An 18,960-nucleotide genomic window follows, 5' to 3' on the forward strand; every position below is an offset into this window, starting at 1 on the left:
TTACGTGTTAATGCTGCTTTTTTTATATTAATTTGTAGTTTCGTTATGTTTAGGAAGCGGAAATGCATTGCCAATTGCCGCAGCCCCGAGCATCGGTAATAATAAATTGAGCGGGAAAAACATGAGTAATAGTAATGTTATAGCTATTGGTTTTCTTAATGCATAGCTTGAAATAGCTGTCGTGACGATAGCTACAGAAGATATTGGATCTATAGGCAGAATAGAAGCTATAGCGTATCCGATACTTGATCCAGCAAATATAATTGGGAAAATATGTCCGCCGCGCCAACCCGTATTTAAACAAACGGCAGTAATACATAATTTTAAAATTCCTGAAAGAAGTAGTACCCAGAAGGATAAATGGCTCCATTCAACGACTAAATCTTTTAATTGATGTTCCCCTGAAAATAACGTATACGGGAGGAAAGTTCCAGTAACCCCGAGTAAAATACCGCCTATAATTCCAAGTGATACTTTGTATTCCCTGAAGGGGTGGATTAATTTCTCTAATGCGAATTCTAATTTGAAATAAAAGAAACCAACTATAGCACCAATGCTAGCAAGTGGTAGAAAGGCGATCCATTCATTAAGAGCAAGAGACCCTTCCCCGAAATCAACAATAAAGGATCCACGACTATCGAGTTTACTAAGTAATAAGTAAACGGAAAAACCAGCAAAAGTGGTAGCTAAATATACAATTGCTTTTTTTCCTTTAGAAAATTCGTTAATTTGTTCACCCTCATTTTCATTCGGAGCTAAGTAACCGAATAATGGTGCATTAAAAATGACACTTAAAGTAGCACCAATTCCAACCTCTGTTAGTTCATTCATTCCCTTTAAAGCAAATTTAAAGCGATCTCCTACCCATGTACAAAGTCCACCGATAATTCCAACAAGTGCAGCTTCTGGTCCTAAACTAGCTCCAAATATTAAAACGATAATCGCAGTTAAAGTAGCTTTATGTACAAAACTGTATTCAATTCTACCTGTTTGTTTATATTCAGCCATTACTTCCGGCATAAGACGTGGGTATGTGCCGAAGTATTTTTGTGTTAAACCAACGAGGATACCACCGATGATTGTTACACAAATGGTGTAATAAGGGGGAGAAGAGAAAATAGTAGGTAAGTATCCCCAAATAAAGTGAATTCCGATATTTATTGTAACTAAAAATAACCAGACTGTAGCTCCTACTATAGAGCCCAAAAGAAGGCCATATAAGACGAGTATATAGTGCATGTCCTTTTTATTTGTCATGTTGTACCTCCGTTATGTAAGTTTTCATGTAGAAAGGATTGAATATGCTAGTGTGAAATGAATTGAATATATATAGTATCTTTTTGAGAGGTTGGCTTATTCAATATATTGAGATCTCATAAAAATTTGAAACCAACGCGGTTAAACCACTTATTTAATTCTATATAGTGATCGGAGTTTTTAAAAGGTCTTTTTCAAATGAATATGGAATATATTTCTTTTGTTGTTTAAATTAAATTCCTTACATTTAATTTAGAACATTCAGAAAAACTATTTGACATTAGGAAATTATTGCTATAAAATCAACGGTAATTGCATAGTCTTATCAAGAAAAGGTGGAGGGACAGGCCCGATGAAACCTTGGCAACAGCCGTATAACGGAATTGTGCCAAATCCTGCAGGTAATAATCCTGAGAGATAAGAAAGAGCCTTAGAGCGTGTCTTCAAACTGCTCCTTTCTTGTTTTCAGGGAAGGGGCAGTTTTTTATTTTGGATAGAGTGAAACTTTAATCAGCGGGGGTTTTGTCCCTCCCCCACTGATTATTAGCCTTCATCAATCGGGCAGTTATCTCCCACCTAACTTCCTCGCATTTTCCGAATTTGGAGGTGGGAGTCTTACTGCCCGCAAATAGCGGGATAAAAGAAAGGAGAATGAGAGATGGGAGAATCATGGGGGAAAGGAACGATTTGTGTGCAAGGTGGCTATACGCCAAAAAATGGTGAGCCGCGTGTTTTGCCGCTTTATCAAAGTACGACGTATAAATACGATACGTCAGATGATTTAGCAGCACTATTTAATTTAGAGGCAGAAGGATATATATATACGCGTATTGGAAATCCTACTCTAGCTGCATTTGAGCAGAAGTTATCAGATTTAGAAGGCGGTGTAGGGGCTGTTGCAACAGCTTCTGGGCAGGCAGCTATTATGCTTGCGGTTTTAAATATTTGCAGTAGTGGAGACCATTTACTTTGTTCTTCAACTGTTTACGGAGGAACTTTTAATTTATTTGGAGTGAGTTTGCGTAAGCTTGGCATCGATGTTACGTTCTTTAATCCTAATTTAACGGCAGATGAAATTGCAGCACTTGCTAATGATAAGACAAAACTCGTTTATGCAGAATCGTTAGGAAATCCAGCAATGAACGTTTTGAATTTCAAAGAACTTTCAGCGGCAGCAAAAGAATTAGAAGTACCTTTTATCGTTGATAATACATTAGCGACGCCTTATTTATGCCAGGCATTTGAACATGGGGCAAATATCATTGTCCATTCTACAACGAAATATATTGATGGCCATGCAAGTTCTCTAGGCGGCATTGTAATAGATGGAGGGAACTTCGATTGGACAAATGGAAAATACCCTGAGCTTGTCGAACCTGATCCGAGTTATCACGGCGTAAGCTATGTTCAAAAATTTGGAGCAGCAGCGTATATTGTGAAAGCACGCGTTCAGTTATTAAGAGACTACGGAAACTGTATGAGCCCATTCAATGCATATATTAGCAACATTGGCCTGGAAACATTGCATTTACGAATGGAGCGTCATAGTGAAAATGCTCTCGAAGTTGCTAAATGGCTTGTTAATCATGATCGTATTGAATGGGTGAATTATCCGGGGTTAGATAGTAATGAAAATTACTCGTTAGCACAAAAATATTTAAAAAAAGGTGCTAGTGGAGTTTTAACTTTCGGTATTAAAGGCGGATTAGAAGCAGCAAAAGAATTTATCGCAAATGTAAAACTTGCAACTCTTGTAACACATGTAGCTGATGCAAGAACTTGTGTAATACATCCTGCTAGTACGACGCACAGACAATTAAGCGCAGAAAATCAGCGTTTAGCTGGCGTTACGTCTGATTTAATCCGTTTATCGGTCGGTATAGAAGATGTTTCTGATATTATTGCAGATTTAGAAGCGGCGCTAGTCGGAGGCAAACAACATGCCGATCATAATTGATAAAGAGTTACCAGCTCGCAAAGTATTGCAGAAGGAAAATATTTTTGTAATGACGAAGGAGCGAGCAGTAACACAAGATATACGTGCTTTGAAAATTGCTATATTAAATTTAATGCCTACAAAACAAGAAACAGAGGCGCAATTACTTCGTTTAATTGGAAATACACCGTTGCAATTAGATGTGCATTTACTTCATATGGAATCGCATCTGTCTCGCAATGTAGCGCAGGACCATTTAACGAGTTTCTATAAAACATTCCGTGATATTGAGAATGAAAAATTTGATGGACTCATTATTACAGGAGCACCAGTTGAAACTCTTTCTTTTGAAGAAGTAGACTATTGGGAAGAGCTTGGACGTATTATGGAGTATTCAAAAACGAATGTAACATCTACGCTTCATATTTGCTGGGGGGCACAAGCAGGTTTGTATTATCACTATGGTGTGCCGAAGTATCCTCTTGCGGAAAAAATGTTTGGTGTATTTGAACATGAGGTTCGCGAGCAACATGTGAAATTGTTACAAGGGTTTGATGAAGTGTTTTTTGCTCCGCATTCTCGTCATACAGAAGTAAGAGAGAGCGACATTGAAAAAGTGAAAGAATTAACGTTATTAGCCAATTCTGAAGAAGCAGGTGTTCATCTTGCTATTGGGCAAGAGGGAAGGCAAGTTTTCGCACTCGGACATAGTGAATACAGTTGTGATACGTTAAAGCAAGAATACGAACGGGACTGCCAAAAAGGGTTAAATATTGATGTGCCAAAAAATTATTTTAAACATAATAATCCAAATGAGAAGCCGATTGTTAGGTGGAGGAGTCATGGGAATTTATTATTCTCTAATTGGCTGAATTATTACGTGTATCAAGAAACCCCTTATATATTGTAAATGATTGTATAACACGTGGTAGCGTTTTATTTGTAAAGATTAACCTTTATTTTTCTTAATATTCAAAATACATTGTTTTTCAGATTTTTTGTCTATATAATGGCATCTAAACACAATTTTTGAGGGGTGGACAGTATTATGAAAGACATTCAAGTGGGGTTATTAGGTCTTGGGACAGTTGGTAGTGGTGTAGTTCGTATTATTACAGATCATCAAGAACGACTTATACACCAAGTAGGTTGTCCAGTGAAAGTAACGAAAGTATTGGTGCAAAACATTGAGAAAGAGAGAGAAGTAGACGTGCCTTCTACTCTATTAACACAAGATGTGAATGAAATTTTAGATAATCCTAATATTGATGTTGTCATTGAAGTAATGGGCGGCATTGATGATGCAAAAGCATATATTTTACAAGCTTTAAAAAGCGGGAAGCACGTTGTCACTGCAAATAAAGATTTAATGGCGTTACACGGAGCGGAACTCTTAGCGGTAGCAAAAGATAATAAGGCTGATTTATTTTACGAAGCAAGTGTAGCTGGAGGGATTCCAATTTTACGAAGCATCGTAGAAGGACTTTCCTCAGATCTTATTACGAAAGTAATGGGAATTGTAAATGGAACAACAAATTTTATTTTGACGAAAATGTCAGACGAAGGGAGAGCATATAACGACGTGTTAAAAGAAGCTCAGCAGCTTGGATTTGCAGAAGCAGATCCAACATCAGACGTAGAAGGTTTAGATGCAGCAAGGAAAATGACGATTTTGGCTACTCTCGGTTTCTCTACAAATGTAGAGCTTGGAGATGTGAAGGTAAAAGGAATTACTTCTATTACAGCAGAAGATATTGAATATAGTAAGAGCTTAGGCTATACAATTAAATTAATTGGTCTTGCAAAGCGAGATGGCGAGAAATTAGAGGTTACAGTTGAGCCAACTTTACTTCCAAATGCACACCCTCTTGCGGCAGTGCAAAATGAATATAATGCTGTCTATGTGTATGGTGAAGCGGTAGGAGAAACGATGTTTTATGGTCCGGGAGCAGGAAGCTTACCGACAGCGACAGCTGTTGTTTCTGATCTAGTTGCTGTAATGCAAAATATTAGGTTAGGTGTAACAGGAAATAGTGCTGTAGTCCCGCAATATCAAAAGGTACTAAAAGAGCCAGATGAAATTATTGTGAAAAAGTTTTTAAGACTTCATGTGAAAGACGAAATTGGTGTATTTGCAAAAATTACATCATTGTTCTCTGAACGCGGTGTTAGTTTTGAAAAGATTATTCAAATGCCACTTGAAGAGAAAGGGAAAGCAGAAATCGTAATTGTGACGCATCGTGCTTCTCTTGCGGATTATGAGTACATTCTACATACATTGCAATCGTATGAAGAAATAGATTGTGTGAAAGCGAATTATCGAATTGAAGGAGATGCTAAGTAGTATCTTTTCTAATAAAACGAAAAACCCTATTAAGCGGCTTGCTTAATAGGGTTTTTTCTATTTAAAATTTGCGTACCAACTTGAATAAATGCTTGAATAATCCAACCCGTTGTAAAGGATAAGATAATTGTTCCAAAATAGATTGGCCCATCTAATAAGAAGCTTAATGTTAAAAATAAAAAAGCTAATGAAATTTCTGTTCTTCTAAATGTCCATTTCTTTTTCTCAGCAACAGTTAAAACGAAAGCCTCTTGAGGTGCTGCGCAAAGGTTTGTAGAGACGTAAAGACCAATTCCAGCTCCGATGAATAGATTTCCGCAAATAAGTGTTATATATTTTGGAAGAGAGCGGATAGTATCCATAATAGTCGTAATAGAACCAACCCAATCAACAAAAAGAGAAATAAGAATCATTGTGACAATTGTGCCGATTGTAATTTGTTTTTTGTCCCAAAAGAGTACGATCAGGGTAAAAACAAAGTTAATCATGAAAATCCAAAAACCAATACTTATCCCAAAATTTTGATATAGTGCAATAAAGAAGGAATCATAAGGGCTAAGTCCAAAGGAAGTAATTGTTGTCATCATATTAATACCGATGGCGAGAATGAGTAAACCGCCAATGAAAAATATATATTCTAGTTTGAATCGAAGCATAGTTGTATATCCTTTCAAAATGTATTTGCTAAGAAAGGATATACTGTGGAAAGCTTACCAGGTCAAGCGAGAATTTTTGAGGGGAAGGGGAGAATGAGATGACTAATATAAGAAAGATTGCTGAACTTGCTGGGGTATCTGTTTCAACTGTTTCACGTGTACTCAATAATCATCCGTATGTGAATGAACAGAAACGAAAAGAGATTTTAGCGATTATTGAAGAATTAAATTATACGCAAAATGTGAATGCGATTCATTTAGTGAAAGGAAAAACGAATGTAATTGGCGTTTTATTGCCGCACGTAAATGATCAATATTACAGTGCCATTATTGGGGGGATATCAAAGGAAACCGCAAAGAACAATTATAATATGATGCTTTGCCAGACAAATTATAGCGAAGAAAAAGAGCTTGAAATTTTACATATGTTAAAAATGAAAAAGCTTGATGGAGTAATTATATGTTCACGGACAAATAGTAAGGAAAAACTTGAAGAGTATACGAAGTTTGGTCCAATTGTGATGTGTGAAGAAATAGATTCGAATTTCATTTCGAGTGTACATATTGATTACTACAAAGTATTTTTGCGCGGGATGAAAAGCTTAATAGATGCTGGTCATACACGTATCGGATATTGCATTGGAAGAAGTAATAGTATTAATAGCCAGAGGCGAAAAAAAGCGTATGAGGATTCACTTCAACAGATTGTTGTAACACCGTTAGATGCCTGGAAGTTTAAGGGCTGTTTTACGGTGGAAGATGGGCGCAATGTAGTCAGGGAATGGGCTCGTATGTCTGTAAAACCGACGGCTTTTCTTGTATCTTGCAATCATATTGCTGCAGGAATGGTAACGGAGGCGAAAAAACAAGGAATTCGTATCCCAGAGGATATTACGATTATCGGATGTGATGATCAAGAGGTGGCAAATATATTAGGTATTACGACGATTTCGCATTCCAGTAAAAATGTTGGTGTAAAGGCATTTGAATTATTATATGAAAAGATTAATGATGAGGAAATAGATGTGAAACATGTAGAGTTATTACCAAATTTGGTAGATAGGGAAACGACATAATAGAGAAGGTGTGAAAATCGCTTTTCGAAAATTCGTTTGGTATAATTATGGACAATCTATAGGGGCTAAAAGGGGTTTTGATATGAGATCAAAATTAGTAAAAGTAATTCTACTCATTACAATTGCGTCTTTCTGTTTATTTGCATACGGTTTTGTTTCGGGTGTAAATGATGTATTAAATCCGAAAGCTTCAAAATTAATTACGAAGACTGACGTAGTGGAAAAAGAGAAAAAGAAAACAGGAACGTTACAAGTAGTTAGTTTAGGTGATTCGTTAACGCGCGGCGTTGGTGATAAAGAAGGAATTGGCTATATTGGACGAATGAAAGAGAATTTACAAAAAGATTATAAACAAAAAGTTGCACTAAGCAATTTGGCAGTTAGTGGTGCGAAAATGCCCGATTTATTAAAACAAATCGAAAGCAGCGGAGCTCAATATTCAATTAAGCAAGCAGATGTAATTGTTTTAACAATTGGAGGAAATGATTTGTTCCCAGGATGGGAATCGCTCGGAAAGATAGATTTAGAGACGTATCGTCCTGATACGGAAACGTTTCAAAATGAAGCGAAGAAAATTATAGAAGAAATTCGTAAATTAAATACAGATAGCCCTATTTTTTGGTTAGGATTATACAATCCTTTTGAAGATGTAGAAGATTTGAGAGGTTCATCAAATATTGTTGTTGATTGGAACGCTTCTTTAGAGAAGTTAGCATTAAATGATAAAAACGTATATATTACACCGACATTTGATTTATTCCAAAATCGTGGGAGAGATTTATTATACTCAGATCATTTTCATCCGAATGAAGTAGGTTACACATATATGGCGGAGCGTTTAGTCCAAAATGTTGTAAGTAAATTAAAACTAGAGCAAGGAGGGATAAAATGACGACGATACTTTCTGTACGAGACTTGAAGAAGGTAATTGGAAAGAAGACGCTTGTAGAGGACATTTCATTTGATGTAAAACAAGGAGAAGTGTTTGGCTTTTTAGGACCGAACGGAGCCGGGAAAACGACAACAATTCGAATGTTAGTCGGACTGATTAAAGCGACAGAAGGTACTATTTCTATCGGTGGTTATTCTATTAAGGAAAATTTCAGAGAAGCGATGCGTCAAATTGGAAGTATCGTTGAAAACCCAGAGCTTTATACATATTTAACGGGATGGGAAAACTTAAAGCAATTTGCGCGCATGCTTGGTGATATATCTGATGAACGTATTATTGAAATTGCAAAAATGGTTCACTTAGATGAGCGTATTCACGATAAGGTAAAAACATATTCCCTTGGTATGAAGCAGCGCCTTGGAATTGCACAGGCGCTACTTGGAAACCCGAAATTGCTCATATTAGATGAACCGACGAATGGTTTAGATCCAGCTGGGATTAGAGAACTTAGGGAATTTATACATAAGCTTGTAAAAGAAGAAAATATGAGTGTATTTATTTCGAGTCACTTGCTAAGTGAAGTGCAACTGATATGCGACCGTGTTGCTATTATTCATAAAGGAAAAATGATAACAGTTGCACCTATTGAAGAGTTGATCAAAACAGCGAGTGATCGTGTGGAATGGGTCGTTACACCGATTTCCAAAGCGAAAGACATGTTAGACGCAGCTGAAGAGATAGAGGAAGTTAGTGTAGAAGATGAGCGTTTATTATGTCGTATGGATGTTGCGTCTATTAATGTTTGGAATAAGCATTTTGTAGAAAACGGGATAGATGTACATAGCGTCAAAGAGCTTGTATTTACGCTAGAAGATTTATTTATTGAACTCACGAGGGGTGAGCAACATGCGTGAATTTGCGAATCTAGTTTTAAATGAATCAGAAAAGATTTATCGTAAGAAACGAATTGTTGTTGTCATGCTTATTTTAGCAATCTTGATTCCACTTTTTGTGTATGCTCAGTATCGTGAAATAGAAACGACACAAAAAAGGCTGGGCACGACCGATTGGAAAGTATCATTACAGCAACAAATTGTTGATTCACAAAACCGTTTGAACAATTCTAGATTGCCAGAAGAATGGCGGGATTGGTTAAAAGTAAGAGTGGAACAACAACAATATTATTTAGATCATAATATTAATCCGACTGCGCCAGGAGCACCGACATTTGTGAGGGCATTTATTGAACAAGGAATAACGTTATTTATTCCATTGCTCGTTATGATTGTCGCCATTGATATTGTTTCAGGAGAACGAAGCGATGGTACGATGAAAATGCTTCTGACGAGGCCAATTCGGCGCTGGAAAATACTCCTTAGTAAATATGTGACGATGTTATTTTTCATTTCGCTCATATTGCTTCTTGTCGGTTTGTTTGCTTACGCATTATCAGGGCTTGTATTTGGATACTCTGGATGGAATTTACCTGTATTAACAGGATTCGTCATTGATAAGGAAACGTTAAATACAAACTTTGTACACCTTATTCCGCAGTGGCAATACATTTTAATGGCGTACGGATTAGCTTGGTTTGTTGCCATTGTGGTTGGAACTATATCATTCATGGTTTCTGTTTTAATTCGAAATACACCAGCTGGTATGGGCGTTATGTTAGCTGCGTTAATCGCAGGCGGCATTTTAAGTTCATTCGCAACGTCTTGGGAAGGTGCGAAATACATTTTTAGTGTCAATTTATCGTTAACGGATTATTTATCAGGAAAACTGCCTGCATTACAAGGATTATCAATGGGATTTTCTTTAATGAATTTAACGGTTTGGGCAGTAGTATCTCTTATCATTTCATTTGTAGTATTTACAAGGCAGGATATGGTGAATTAATTGGATAGGAAGTGAAGGCATGGAAAACATTTTGCAGAATGATTGGGGACCATTACTGGGGTCAGAATTTGAGAAAGAATACTATCAAGCTTTAGCTAATTTTTTAAAAGAAGAGTATGAGGAGCATGTGATTTATCCAAAGAAAGAAGATATCTTTAACGCTCTTCAGTATACAAGTTATGAAGATACAAAGGTCGTTATTTTAGGACAAGACCCATATCATGGACCGAATCAAGCGCATGGTTTAAGCTTTTCTGTACAACCTGGCATTAAAACGCCACCGTCATTGCTAAATATGTATAAAGAACTTCGAGATGAATATGGTTATGAAATTCCGAATAACGGTTATTTAGTAAAATGGGCGGAGCAAGGAGTCTTATTATTAAACGCGGTATTGACGGTTCGTCAAGCTGAAGCAAATTCTCATAAAGGAAAAGGATGGGAGCATTTCACAGATCGCATAATTGAGCTATTAAATGAACGTGAAAAGCCAGTTATTTTCATATTATGGGGACGCCATGCTCAGGCGAAGAAAAAGTTAATTACGAATACGAATCATTATATTATCGAGTCCGTACATCCAAGTCCATTATCAGCAAGACGAGGTTTCTTTGGAAGTAAGCCGTACTCTAAAGTAAATACGATTTTAGTTAATATGGGCGAAAGAGAAATTGATTGGGAACTTCCAAATTTATAAATAGAAAAGGTAGTTAACAGTTGTTAACTACCTTTTTATTATTGTTGTTCGTTCTTTAGTTTTGCATCTAGTACAAAAGTACCGAATGGGATAACTGATGAAACGAATGCCCCAAGTGCCCATAAAATTGATTTACGGTGTACGATTGTTACTTGAATTACTGCAAAGATGAATAGAATAAATAAAACGCCATGAGCCATGCCTGTAATTTTAACAGCTGTTGCAAACCCTGCAAAATATTTTAATGGCATTGCTACAAATAATAGTAATAGGAAAGAAATCCCCTCAATTAAGCCAATTGCTCTTAATCTTCCGATTGGTGTAGATAACATGAAGTAGCCTCCTTTAATGTATGCTTGTATATAGTAAATTTGTATTCTTTTTCAAAATGAAATAGTCTATTTTGTTTAATTATATACAAAAAGAAAGTTTACACTACGAGAATAGTGCAAAGTTCAAAATATAGTCACAAAAGCATTGCAATTTAAATAAAAACCTATTTGAAGTATTTGACTTCAAATAGGTTTTATGAATGAAAATATTAAACAAGCGCTTTGCTTTTTAGTACAAATTTCTCTACAACTTTAGCAACGCCATCGTTCATATTTGTATCTGTTACATAGTTTGCAATTTCTTTAATATCATCTGGTGCATTGCCCATCGCAACGCCAAGACCAGCAAATTCAATCATCGCTTGATCGTTATAGCTATCGCCCATTGCGATAACTTCTTCGCGTTTAATACCAAGTTTTTGGATTAATTGGTTTAAGCTAGTTCCTTTCGTAACACCGTGTTCAGTAAATTCTAAGAAGAATGGTTTAGAGCGCATAACGCTTAATTGACCTTCTAGTTGTTTTTGTAGTTTCTTTTCTACTTCAACAAGGCGTTCAGCTTCTTTATTCATTAATACTTTTACTACAGGTTCTTTAACAGTAGTTTTAAAATCATCTACTTCAATAATCGGCATGCCAGTAATTTCGCCCTCAATTTTAGTATAAGGATTATTTTCTTCTGTTACGATATCATCGCCAATATAAGTATGAATCCATACATCTTCAGTTTTACTAATTTCAAATAGGTTGTGAACGATTTCAGGAGATAGCGTGCTACTGAAGATTTCTTCATTTGTTTTACAGTTAATAATTTTTGCGCCGTTAAAAGATAGAATGAAGCTACCGTATTCCTCTAAACGAAGTTCTTTTGCAACATTGCGCATACCAAACGTTGGGCGCCCAGAAGCAAGTACAACTTTAACTCCTTGCTCTTGTGCTGTCATTAAAGCCTCTTTCGTACGAGGTGAAATTGTATGGTCGTCGCGTAATAAAGTATCATCTAAATCTAAAACAATCATTTTATAAGTCATATAGAAAATTCCTTTCTTTGTTGAAATAGAAATAAATTTTTATGAAGATAGTGGGGAATATATAGTAAGACATCGAACTTCTTTGCATGAAACTAGGAGAAGTTCTGCATTGTTAGTATAAATTATCATGAGCGTGTTGCCCATGATAATTTATCCCGCATTAACGGGCAGTAAGACTCCCACCTCAAAATTTAGCTGGAGCAAAGAAGTTAGGTGGGAGATTAACTGCCCGTAAACGCCCGATTGGTTCAACTAATAATCAGTGGGGATGAACAAAAACCCCACTGATTAAAGTTTCACTTTATCATTATCGTAACAACTCTAAAGATAGAGTGCAATAATGGAAGTTTTCCAATTTACGATGGTTGTTTTTCGTGCGAACGAGAAAATAATATTTCCAGCAAGATAGCCATTACAGATCCAAGAACAAGACCGTTACTTAAAAATGAAGCTAAAAATGGTGGTAGCGTAGAAAACGCTCCTGCTGGAACGAACATAACGCCGACTCCTGTAAAGATTGAAAGGCCTGCTACTTTAAATAATTGTTCTTTATTTTGTACAGTGTCATATTCGCGGAAAGCTAGACCAATCATGCTTGCAAATACAGGATAAATTGCAGCATACCCAACTGCAACGGGGATGGCTGCAAAGAATGAAGTAATCTTTGGGAATATACTAACAAGAATGATAAAGCTTGACCCTAACATAAATGGAAGGCGCTTATAAATATTTGTCGTTGCAATAAATCCTGCGGATCCAGAAATGGCAACAGGACCAATGGCTGAAAATAGACCGCCTAGCAATTGATTTATTCCTGTTATAATGCCAGCTTGTTTGAAGCGATTCTCCGCAGCATCTTCTTCATACTTAGAAACAACCTTTTGTACAACGCGAATACTTGCTAACATATTTGTTAGAAGTAGTAGTGTGACGAAAACTACCGTAATTGCCATGTTCCATTCGATGCGGGGCATTCCGAAAACAAATAGAGATGGAAGACGAATTATATCTGTCACAGGTGTTACTGGATTAGATAATCCGAAGCACGCGAATAATATCCAGCCGCAGACGATACTGAAAAGAACGGAATATTGTCCAATAATAGGTAGCTTCATAATGAAAAAAGATAGTAAAATAACAATGAGTGAAAGAATAAATACCTTTGGCTGTACTTCTGTATGTTGTCCATCAAGGCCAAACATGCCTTTTAAGAAGGAGCCACTAAGTTGTGCGACAAGAAGGAATAAATACGTTCCAATTACTGTCGGTGTAAAGTAACGAACTAGTTTATCAATAAGTCCAAAAACACTAAGAATAATACAAATAATTCCGCTTAGTAGGAAAGCGTACTGAAGGACCTTAAGTGTTTCATTGCTTGATCCAAATAATACGACGCCTAAACTTGCATACAGGGAGAAAATTCCCCACCAAAGGCCTGCGGGACCTTCTTGAATAGGAAGTTTATGACCGAATATAGCTTGCAGTAGGCCGGCAAAACCGAGAACAAATAATGTCCTTTGTACAAACGCGATAGCTTCAGTACCATCGAGGCCGTAACTAGTTGCGACACTAATTGGTACAATAAGACTTCCAGCTAAAATAAATAGTGCCCATTGTAAGGCAGAAAGAAATAGCTTCATTATATCAACCTCTTTCATAGATTCCGTTTCTAGTATATAGGTATTTCATTCCCTTTGGCAAAGATTGTAGATAGAGAAAAGAGTTGAAATATAATATGAATGCACGTAAGCAATTATGGATAGCAGTTATATGTATGACCTTTGTTGTAATTCTAGGGACGCTAGGATTTATGACAATTGAAGAAATTAGTTTGTTTCAAGCATTTTGGATGACGATGATTACTGTATTAACGGTTGGATATGGTGATGTAGTGCCCGTAACAAAGGCAGGGAAATTTTTTGCGCTCCTTATTATACCTGTCGGCGTCGGTATCGTTACGTATGCAATGGGGGTAGTAGCAGCTATGATCATTGAGGGTAACTTATTTCATGCAGTGCGGAGGAAGAAGATGGATAAACAAATAGCGCAGTTACAAAAGCATATTATAGTATGTGGTTGCGGAAGAGTAGGGCTTCAAGTTGTACATGAATTACAGGAAAAGAAAATCCCATTTGTAGTTGTGGATAAAGATGAAAGTATATTCGAACAGGAAAAGCTTTTATATGTCCATGGGGATGCAACTGAAGATCAAGTGTTACATAATGCCGGAATTTCGAAGGCAGCGGGTCTAGTTGCTATCGTAGCAAACGATGCTGAAAATGTATTTATTACATTAACGGCAAGAGGGCTTAATGATGCAATTAAAATTGTAGCAAGAGCTGAAAAGCCAGAAACAGAAGAGAAATTACGGCGCGCTGGTGCAAATAAGGTTATTAATCCATCTAGTATGGCAGGTATTCATATCGCAAAAGGTATTGCGAATCCGTTAACAGTTCATTATATTGATACAGTATTGTATGGAATAGAGCAATCATTTGTAATTGAAGAAATTCAAGTTGGTAAAGATTCTATCTTAGCTAGTAAATCGTTATTAGAGAGTAATGTGAGAAATCAATTTGAGGTAACAATTTTAGCGATTTTAAGGGATGGGGATATTATCCATAATCCAACAGGGCGGGAAAAACTACAAGAACATGATATGATAATAGTATTTGGTTCGGTGGAGAAACTGGGGCAATTTGAGAAAGAACTACAAAGTAAGAGGTGATAAGGAATGCAAGTATCTAGTGATAAGATTTTAAATAAAATGGCGAATGAAATTGCAAAGGCAAAAAGTAGTGAAGGACAACAATCAAAAGAACACTTATTAGTTGTACGTGCTTTATGTGATTTATTATTGGATGAACAAGTTGAACCTTCTACGTATAGGGAACCACAAGTTCAATCACAAGTAATCGGGTCCCAGCCTATGACGACAGTCCAACCGGTTATGCCGGTTTCTGGAGAAAAAGTATATATAAAAGAAAAGGATGCAAACGGTAAATCTTTATTTGACTTTTAAAAGTAAAATCGTTTGGCTTATATGTAAAAATTGCTTATGATAAAGGTAAAAAAGGGGAATTAAGATGAAAATTTTCTTTTTACTAGGTTGTATTGCAGCGGGACTATCTGTTGCATTAGGGGCTTTTGGAGCACATGGTTTAGAAAATAAAATTTCTACAAAAATGTTAGAAGTGTGGAAGACGGGCGTTACATATCAAATGTTTCATGCAGGTGGCCTATTCGTAGTTGCTCTATTAATGGACAAAATGCAATCATCACTTTTAAGCACTGCGGGTTGGCTTATGGTAGCTGGGATTATTATGTTCTCAGGCAGTCTCTATGCATTAAGTACAACAGGTATTAAATTCTTTGGCCCAATTACACCTCTTGGTGGTGTAGCGTTTATTGTGGCGTGGATTTTAGTCGGAACTGCAGTTGTAAAAGGGTTATAAAAAACAAAAGCTGGCATTTGCCAGCTTTTTTTATGGTCTTGGAGCATAAGTTGCTTGTTGACTAGGTAAATACGTAATTTCCCCTGGGAATTCTACATAATCTAAGTAAATCATTAGTAGTAAATAACGCTTTCCAGATTTCGGTTCACTAATTACGATATGATCACGACCAGCTGCCTCGATGATCCCAGTATAAGATTGTGTACCAAGCGAACTACCACGTTCATAAGTCATTACAACTGTAGCTGGTTTACCTTTGTTTAAACGAAGGATGTTTTCAATATACGATTGCTCTAGTGGTAACATGCCTTGAGAAACTGCAAGTTGAGCTTGAGCGGCTTGTTGTTGCATCGCTTGCTGTTGTTGTTGCTGTTGCTGTTGCTGCTGTGGGGTCATTTGTTGCGGTTGCACATAAGTTCCAGATGGTTGATAAAAACCTGTTCCGTAGTACGGGTTTTGTTGCTGTGTCATTCAAAAATCCCTCCTCATTTTCATTCCTTAATATACGCCTGGACAATCCTCACCAGATGGTTGGAAGAAGCAGTGCTTTTTAAAGCGACCAGAATTTTGTTGGTCATACCAAGTTGGCGGGCAAGGACCTTCAGGTCTAAAGAACCATAAGGAAAAGTTGGCGGGCCAAAAACGTTGTCCCTGAATTGTCCGGCGGGCTAAGGCAATATCTTGTTCTCTCGCTCGTTGATAAAAATACCCTTTTTGAGTTGCTTCAAAACCACCAGGATTTTGATAAACCATTTGACGTAAATTACGTATTTTTTTGAAATCTAAACAATTTCCGCGGACACGATTTACCCCAACGTTTCCGACCATTAACATCCCTTGTTGGCCTTCTCCTTCGGCTTCAGCACGCATCAGTCTAGCTAATAACTTAACATCTTCTTCGTTATACGCGATAACACCCATTATGTGTCACCTCTCTTTTTGGAATGCCTTGTAGAAAGAGGTTCATTTCTAGATGAAGTGTGGAACAATTACTAGTTCATACGTATGAGAAAAAGGACGCAGATATGACAACCAAACGAAGTTTTACATCTAGAGGGGAAAATAAAAAAAGCTAGCGTGAGCTAGCTTTTCATCATTAAAATACTTTAGACCATAAGTTTGAGAAGAAATCGCCAATTGAACGCATTGTTAATACGAACCAATTTGCTTTTTCTACTTCTTCAGTCGTTTTTGCAGTAACTTTCATACTTTTATTTCCGTCTAAGAAACCGTATTTATCAGTTGATTCTAAAACGATTGAACCTACTTTTGCATCTTTCTTAATAGGGGCAACTAAATGCCCATCTTCAGCAAGTGATTTATCGGCTTCAGCTGAAATTTTGTAAGGTGCTTTGTTACCTTTTGCAGTAACTACTGTTACTTCTTTTTCTGGTGCAACTGTTACGTAGTCTTCTTTTCCTTTTACTACAGAAATTTTGTTATTTTTATCTACTTTTAATTTCTGTTTTTCGAAGTTATTAAACCCATATTCAATTAATGCGCGAGATTCTGTGAAACGTTCGTCCATTGATTTCGTTTTAATAATAACAGAAATAAGACGTAAATCACCGCGTTTTGCTGTAATGGTAAAACCATACCCAGCGGTATCAGAGCTTCCTGTTTTTAAACCATCTGCTCCTTCATAAGAGAAAGCAGCACCTGGTAACATCCAGTTCCAATTTTCCATACGAATTGGTTTTGGATGATTATCTGGGAAGTTTCTAAATCTTTGTTTTGTATCCTCTAGCATTTCTGGATACTTTGTAATAATTGTTTTTGAAAGAATACCCATATCGCGAGCTGACATGGAGTTTTCTCCATTCGGATCAGTTCCTTCAGGATGTTTTCCTTTTAAATCAGCGTTATTTAACCCAGTAGCGTTTACAAATTTATATTTCTTTAACCCTAGTTTTTTCGCATGTTCATTTGCGAGATTTAAGAAGTTCTTTTCACTTCCTGCAAGTAATTCTGCTAAAGCAATACTAGATCCATTTGCAGAGAAGATAACGATAGAATGGTATAATTCTCTTACAGTATATTGACGTCCTTTTTCGAACGGCACGTTAGAGAATTCATTATTACGTGAAACTTCATAAGCGTAATCAGAAATAGTTACTTTCGTATCCCAAGTGATTTTTCCTTCTTTAATTGCTTCTAATACGGCATAAATAACAATTAATTTTGACATACTAGCGATAGCTAGTAATTCATCTGGATTTTGTTCATGCAGTATTTTTCCTGTATCCGCATCAAATAGAAGTGCAGCAGCTGCCTCTATATGTATTTTTTCTTCCGCATGGGATGTTGTTACTCCTAAGGAAGAAAATGACAATAGAGACACTAGTAAAATAGACAAGATTTTCTTCATATACATTATCACCTTCGCATCGTTATTAGCATATAGCTCGTACCATTTTAGCATAAATTTGGATATAGAAAGGTTACAATTTTGTAAGGAAATTGAAAAGAATTTGTCGATTTTTGTTCAAATTTGCAGAGAAAAGAAGTTTTTTGAGGAGAAATATAGAGGGTAATAAAAAAAGGAACGAAATTCGTTCCTTTTTTACGATTTATATGTGTAAAAATTTCTCTACCTTTTCGTCTGGTAAAATGTTTCCAACGAAAAATGTTCCGAATTCACCGTAACGAGCGCTTACTTCATCGAAGCGCATTTCATATATAAGCTTCTTAAATTGAAGAACATCGTCAGCGAATAATGTTACGCCCCACTCGAAATCGTCGAATCCGACTGATCCTGAAATTACTTGGCGTACTTTCCCTGCGTATTGGCGACCGATTTTACTGTGACTGTACATCATTTTTTTACGTTCTTCCATAGGAAGCATGTACCAGTTGTCATCACCTTGGCGACGCTTGTCCATTGGATAGAAGCAAATATGATTTGCTTTTGGTAACTCAGGATATAAGCGAGCTAAGATTTGTGGGTTTTGGTATGGATCTTCATCAGCTGGAAGGTAGTTGCTTAGTTCAACAACAGATACGTAAGAATATGCAGGAACTAAATATTCAGCTAATGTTGTTTTATTTAATTCTGTTTCGATTTCATTTAACTCTTCCATTGTTGGACGTAAGATCATAAGCATAATATCTGCTTTTTGACCAACAACTGTATACATTGCATGACTGCCTTTTTTTGCAGTAGCTACTTCGTTCCATTTTTCAACGACATTTAAAAATTCAGACACTGCTTGTCCGCGTTCGTCACTAGATAATGTTTTCCATGCTGCCCAATCAATAGAACGTAAATCATGTAAACAATACCAGCCATCTAACGTTGTTGTTGCTTCACTCATTCTATTCACCTCAGTTAATGATATTTTACACGTTAACTATAGCATATATAGGATTAAAAACATCTACATAA

General features: G+C 36.5%; 20 protein-coding genes and 1 riboswitch. Of the genes, 11 read left to right on the forward strand and 9 right to left on the reverse strand.

Features of this window, described 5'->3' with window-relative positions; genetic code table 11:
* Positions 1–27 precede the first annotated feature (27 nt).
* Complete coding sequence (locus JFU20_RS15585; RefSeq protein WP_002016391.1) at positions 28–1,257, reverse strand: chloride channel protein; 1,230 nt, start codon at positions 1,255–1,257, stop codon at positions 28–30.
* Positions 1,258–1,576: 319 nt separating this feature from the next.
* Positions 1,577–1,681: riboswitch (SAM riboswitch) on the forward strand.
* 234 nt (positions 1,682–1,915) lie between these two features.
* Between JFU20_RS15585 and JFU20_RS15590 the strand changes: the two genes are divergently transcribed.
* The 3 genes from JFU20_RS15590 (at position 1,916) to JFU20_RS15600 (ending at position 5,537) form a co-directional block, all read left to right on the forward strand.
* Complete coding sequence (locus JFU20_RS15590) at positions 1,916–3,214, forward strand: bifunctional O-acetylhomoserine aminocarboxypropyltransferase/cysteine synthase (RefSeq protein WP_201038718.1); 1,299 nt, start codon at positions 1,916–1,918, stop codon at positions 3,212–3,214.
* On the forward strand, positions 3,198–4,103 hold the full coding sequence (gene metA / locus JFU20_RS15595) for a homoserine O-acetyltransferase MetA (protein WP_002166389.1): 906 nt from the start codon (positions 3,198–3,200) through the stop codon (positions 4,101–4,103). Before JFU20_RS15590 ends, metA begins: the two co-directional genes overlap by 17 nt.
* A gap of 138 nt (positions 4,104–4,241) precedes the next feature.
* Complete coding sequence (locus JFU20_RS15600) at positions 4,242–5,537, forward strand: homoserine dehydrogenase (protein ID WP_002166390.1); 1,296 nt, start codon at positions 4,242–4,244, stop codon at positions 5,535–5,537.
* A 29-nt stretch (positions 5,538–5,566) separates the two neighbouring features.
* On the opposite strand, the gene JFU20_RS15605 is transcribed toward JFU20_RS15600, so the two are convergent.
* Complete coding sequence (locus JFU20_RS15605; protein WP_002166391.1) at positions 5,567–6,193, reverse strand: YczE/YyaS/YitT family protein; 627 nt, start codon at positions 6,191–6,193, stop codon at positions 5,567–5,569.
* 98 nt (positions 6,194–6,291) lie between these two features.
* Here JFU20_RS15605 and JFU20_RS15610 point away from each other — a divergent pair, with 98 nt between their 5' ends.
* From JFU20_RS15610 to JFU20_RS15630, 5 genes are read left to right on the forward strand one after another with little or no spacing between them, the layout of a single operon-like run.
* Positions 6,292–7,269: a LacI family DNA-binding transcriptional regulator gene (locus tag JFU20_RS15610; RefSeq protein ID WP_002130120.1), complete on the forward strand. Its 978-nt coding sequence runs from the start codon at positions 6,292–6,294 to the stop codon at positions 7,267–7,269.
* A gap of 10 nt (positions 7,270–7,279) precedes the next feature.
* The gene (locus tag JFU20_RS15615) at positions 7,280–8,161 is read left to right on the forward strand and encodes an SGNH/GDSL hydrolase family protein (protein ID WP_002016384.1); all 882 of its coding nucleotides are present in this window, start codon (positions 7,280–7,282) and stop codon (positions 8,159–8,161) included.
* On the forward strand, positions 8,158–9,075 hold the full coding sequence (locus JFU20_RS15620; RefSeq protein ID WP_002089840.1) for an ABC transporter ATP-binding protein: 918 nt from the start codon (positions 8,158–8,160) through the stop codon (positions 9,073–9,075). Before JFU20_RS15615 ends, JFU20_RS15620 begins: the two co-directional genes overlap by 4 nt.
* Positions 9,068–10,060: an ABC transporter permease gene (locus tag JFU20_RS15625; RefSeq protein WP_002138969.1), complete on the forward strand. Its 993-nt coding sequence runs from the start codon at positions 9,068–9,070 to the stop codon at positions 10,058–10,060. Before JFU20_RS15620 ends, JFU20_RS15625 begins: the two co-directional genes overlap by 8 nt.
* Positions 10,061–10,079: 19 nt before the next feature.
* Positions 10,080–10,757: a uracil-DNA glycosylase gene (locus tag JFU20_RS15630; RefSeq protein ID WP_002016380.1), complete on the forward strand. Its 678-nt coding sequence runs from the start codon at positions 10,080–10,082 to the stop codon at positions 10,755–10,757.
* 38 nt (positions 10,758–10,795) lie between these two features.
* Here the strand turns inward: JFU20_RS15630 and JFU20_RS15635 are convergent, their stop codons facing one another.
* The 3 genes from JFU20_RS15635 to JFU20_RS15645 all read right to left on the reverse strand — a co-directional run bounded on the left by JFU20_RS15635 (position 10,796) and on the right by JFU20_RS15645 (position 13,760).
* Positions 10,796–11,089 carry a DUF3817 domain-containing protein gene (locus JFU20_RS15635; RefSeq protein ID WP_000953390.1) on the reverse strand — a complete coding sequence of 98 codons (294 nt, stop codon included), beginning with the start codon at positions 11,087–11,089 and terminating at the stop codon, positions 10,796–10,798.
* Between the two features lie 209 nt (positions 11,090–11,298).
* Positions 11,299–12,120 (reverse strand): Cof-type HAD-IIB family hydrolase, encoded by an 822-nt coding sequence (locus JFU20_RS15640; RefSeq protein WP_201038719.1) that lies wholly within the window; start codon positions 12,118–12,120, stop codon positions 11,299–11,301.
* 356 nt (positions 12,121–12,476) lie between these two features.
* On the reverse strand, positions 12,477–13,760 hold the full coding sequence (locus tag JFU20_RS15645) for a purine/pyrimidine permease (RefSeq protein ID WP_002166392.1): 1,284 nt from the start codon (positions 13,758–13,760) through the stop codon (positions 12,477–12,479).
* Positions 13,761–13,855: 95 nt separating this feature from the next.
* On the opposite strand from JFU20_RS15645, the gene JFU20_RS15650 reads away from it, so the two are divergent.
* The 3 genes from JFU20_RS15650 (at position 13,856) to JFU20_RS15660 (ending at position 15,575) form a co-directional block, all read left to right on the forward strand.
* Positions 13,856–14,848, forward strand: coding sequence for a potassium channel family protein (locus JFU20_RS15650; protein ID WP_002016375.1), 993 nt, complete (start codon positions 13,856–13,858; stop codon positions 14,846–14,848).
* Positions 14,849–14,854: 6 nt separating this feature from the next.
* On the forward strand, positions 14,855–15,142 hold the full coding sequence (locus tag JFU20_RS15655) for a YwdI family protein (protein WP_002016372.1): 288 nt from the start codon (positions 14,855–14,857) through the stop codon (positions 15,140–15,142).
* A gap of 64 nt (positions 15,143–15,206) precedes the next feature.
* Positions 15,207–15,575 carry a DUF423 domain-containing protein gene (locus tag JFU20_RS15660; protein ID WP_201038720.1) on the forward strand — a complete coding sequence of 123 codons (369 nt, stop codon included), beginning with the start codon at positions 15,207–15,209 and terminating at the stop codon, positions 15,573–15,575.
* A 30-nt stretch (positions 15,576–15,605) separates the two neighbouring features.
* Here the strand turns inward: JFU20_RS15660 and gerQ are convergent, their stop codons facing one another.
* From gerQ to hemQ, 4 genes are all read right to left on the reverse strand, one after another.
* Positions 15,606–16,046, reverse strand: coding sequence for a spore coat protein GerQ (gene gerQ / locus JFU20_RS15665; protein ID WP_201038721.1), 441 nt, complete (start codon positions 16,044–16,046; stop codon positions 15,606–15,608).
* A 27-nt stretch (positions 16,047–16,073) separates the two neighbouring features.
* Entirely contained in the window at positions 16,074–16,496 is a 423-nt protein-coding gene (cwlJ, locus tag JFU20_RS15670) for a cell wall hydrolase CwlJ (RefSeq protein WP_000538162.1), read from the reverse strand.
* Positions 16,497–16,671: 175 nt separating this feature from the next.
* Positions 16,672–17,949: a serine hydrolase gene (locus tag JFU20_RS15675; RefSeq protein WP_002016368.1), complete on the reverse strand. Its 1,278-nt coding sequence runs from the start codon at positions 17,947–17,949 to the stop codon at positions 16,672–16,674.
* 196 nt (positions 17,950–18,145) lie between these two features.
* On the reverse strand, positions 18,146–18,889 hold the full coding sequence (gene hemQ / locus JFU20_RS15680) for a hydrogen peroxide-dependent heme synthase (protein ID WP_001287592.1): 744 nt from the start codon (positions 18,887–18,889) through the stop codon (positions 18,146–18,148).
* Positions 18,890–18,960 lie beyond the last annotated feature (71 nt).

The organism is Bacillus sp. TH30 (genome assembly GCF_016650875.1).
In the GTDB taxonomy this organism is placed as follows: domain Bacteria; phylum Bacillota; class Bacilli; order Bacillales; family Bacillaceae_G; genus Bacillus_A; species Bacillus_A mycoides.

Excerpts from the sequence above, each read along its gene's own strand:
- gerQ (WP_201038721.1), bottom strand. The coding sequence starts at position 16,046 with ATGACACAGCAACAAAACCCGTACTACGGAACAGGTTTTTATCAACCA.
- JFU20_RS15660 (WP_201038720.1), top strand. The coding sequence starts at position 15,207 with ATGAAAATTTTCTTTTTACTAGGTTGTATTGCAGCGGGACTATCTGTT.
- JFU20_RS15675 (WP_002016368.1), bottom strand. The coding sequence starts at position 17,949 with ATGTATATGAAGAAAATCTTGTCTATTTTACTAGTGTCTCTATTGTCA.
- JFU20_RS15590 (WP_201038718.1), top strand. The coding sequence starts at position 1,916 with ATGGGAGAATCATGGGGGAAAGGAACGATTTGTGTGCAAGGTGGCTAT.
- JFU20_RS15645 (WP_002166392.1), bottom strand. The coding sequence starts at position 13,760 with ATGAAGCTATTTCTTTCTGCCTTACAATGGGCACTATTTATTTTAGCT.
- JFU20_RS15610 (WP_002130120.1), top strand. The coding sequence starts at position 6,292 with ATGACTAATATAAGAAAGATTGCTGAACTTGCTGGGGTATCTGTTTCA.
- JFU20_RS15635 (WP_000953390.1), bottom strand. The coding sequence starts at position 11,089 with ATGTTATCTACACCAATCGGAAGATTAAGAGCAATTGGCTTAATTGAG.
- JFU20_RS15600 (WP_002166390.1), top strand. The coding sequence starts at position 4,242 with ATGAAAGACATTCAAGTGGGGTTATTAGGTCTTGGGACAGTTGGTAGT.
- JFU20_RS15585 (WP_002016391.1), bottom strand. The coding sequence starts at position 1,257 with ATGACAAATAAAAAGGACATGCACTATATACTCGTCTTATATGGCCTT.
- JFU20_RS15625 (WP_002138969.1), top strand. The coding sequence starts at position 9,068 with ATGCGTGAATTTGCGAATCTAGTTTTAAATGAATCAGAAAAGATTTAT.
- JFU20_RS15655 (WP_002016372.1), top strand. The coding sequence starts at position 14,855 with ATGCAAGTATCTAGTGATAAGATTTTAAATAAAATGGCGAATGAAATT.
- JFU20_RS15630 (WP_002016380.1), top strand. The coding sequence starts at position 10,080 with ATGGAAAACATTTTGCAGAATGATTGGGGACCATTACTGGGGTCAGAA.
- JFU20_RS15605 (WP_002166391.1), bottom strand. The coding sequence starts at position 6,193 with ATGCTTCGATTCAAACTAGAATATATATTTTTCATTGGCGGTTTACTC.
- JFU20_RS15640 (WP_201038719.1), bottom strand. The coding sequence starts at position 12,120 with ATGACTTATAAAATGATTGTTTTAGATTTAGATGATACTTTATTACGC.
- JFU20_RS15620 (WP_002089840.1), top strand. The coding sequence starts at position 8,158 with ATGACGACGATACTTTCTGTACGAGACTTGAAGAAGGTAATTGGAAAG.
- metA (WP_002166389.1), top strand. The coding sequence starts at position 3,198 with ATGCCGATCATAATTGATAAAGAGTTACCAGCTCGCAAAGTATTGCAG.
- hemQ (WP_001287592.1), bottom strand. The coding sequence starts at position 18,889 with ATGAGTGAAGCAACAACAACGTTAGATGGCTGGTATTGTTTACATGAT.
- cwlJ (WP_000538162.1), bottom strand. The coding sequence starts at position 16,496 with ATGGGTGTTATCGCGTATAACGAAGAAGATGTTAAGTTATTAGCTAGA.
- JFU20_RS15650 (WP_002016375.1), top strand. The coding sequence starts at position 13,856 with ATGAATGCACGTAAGCAATTATGGATAGCAGTTATATGTATGACCTTT.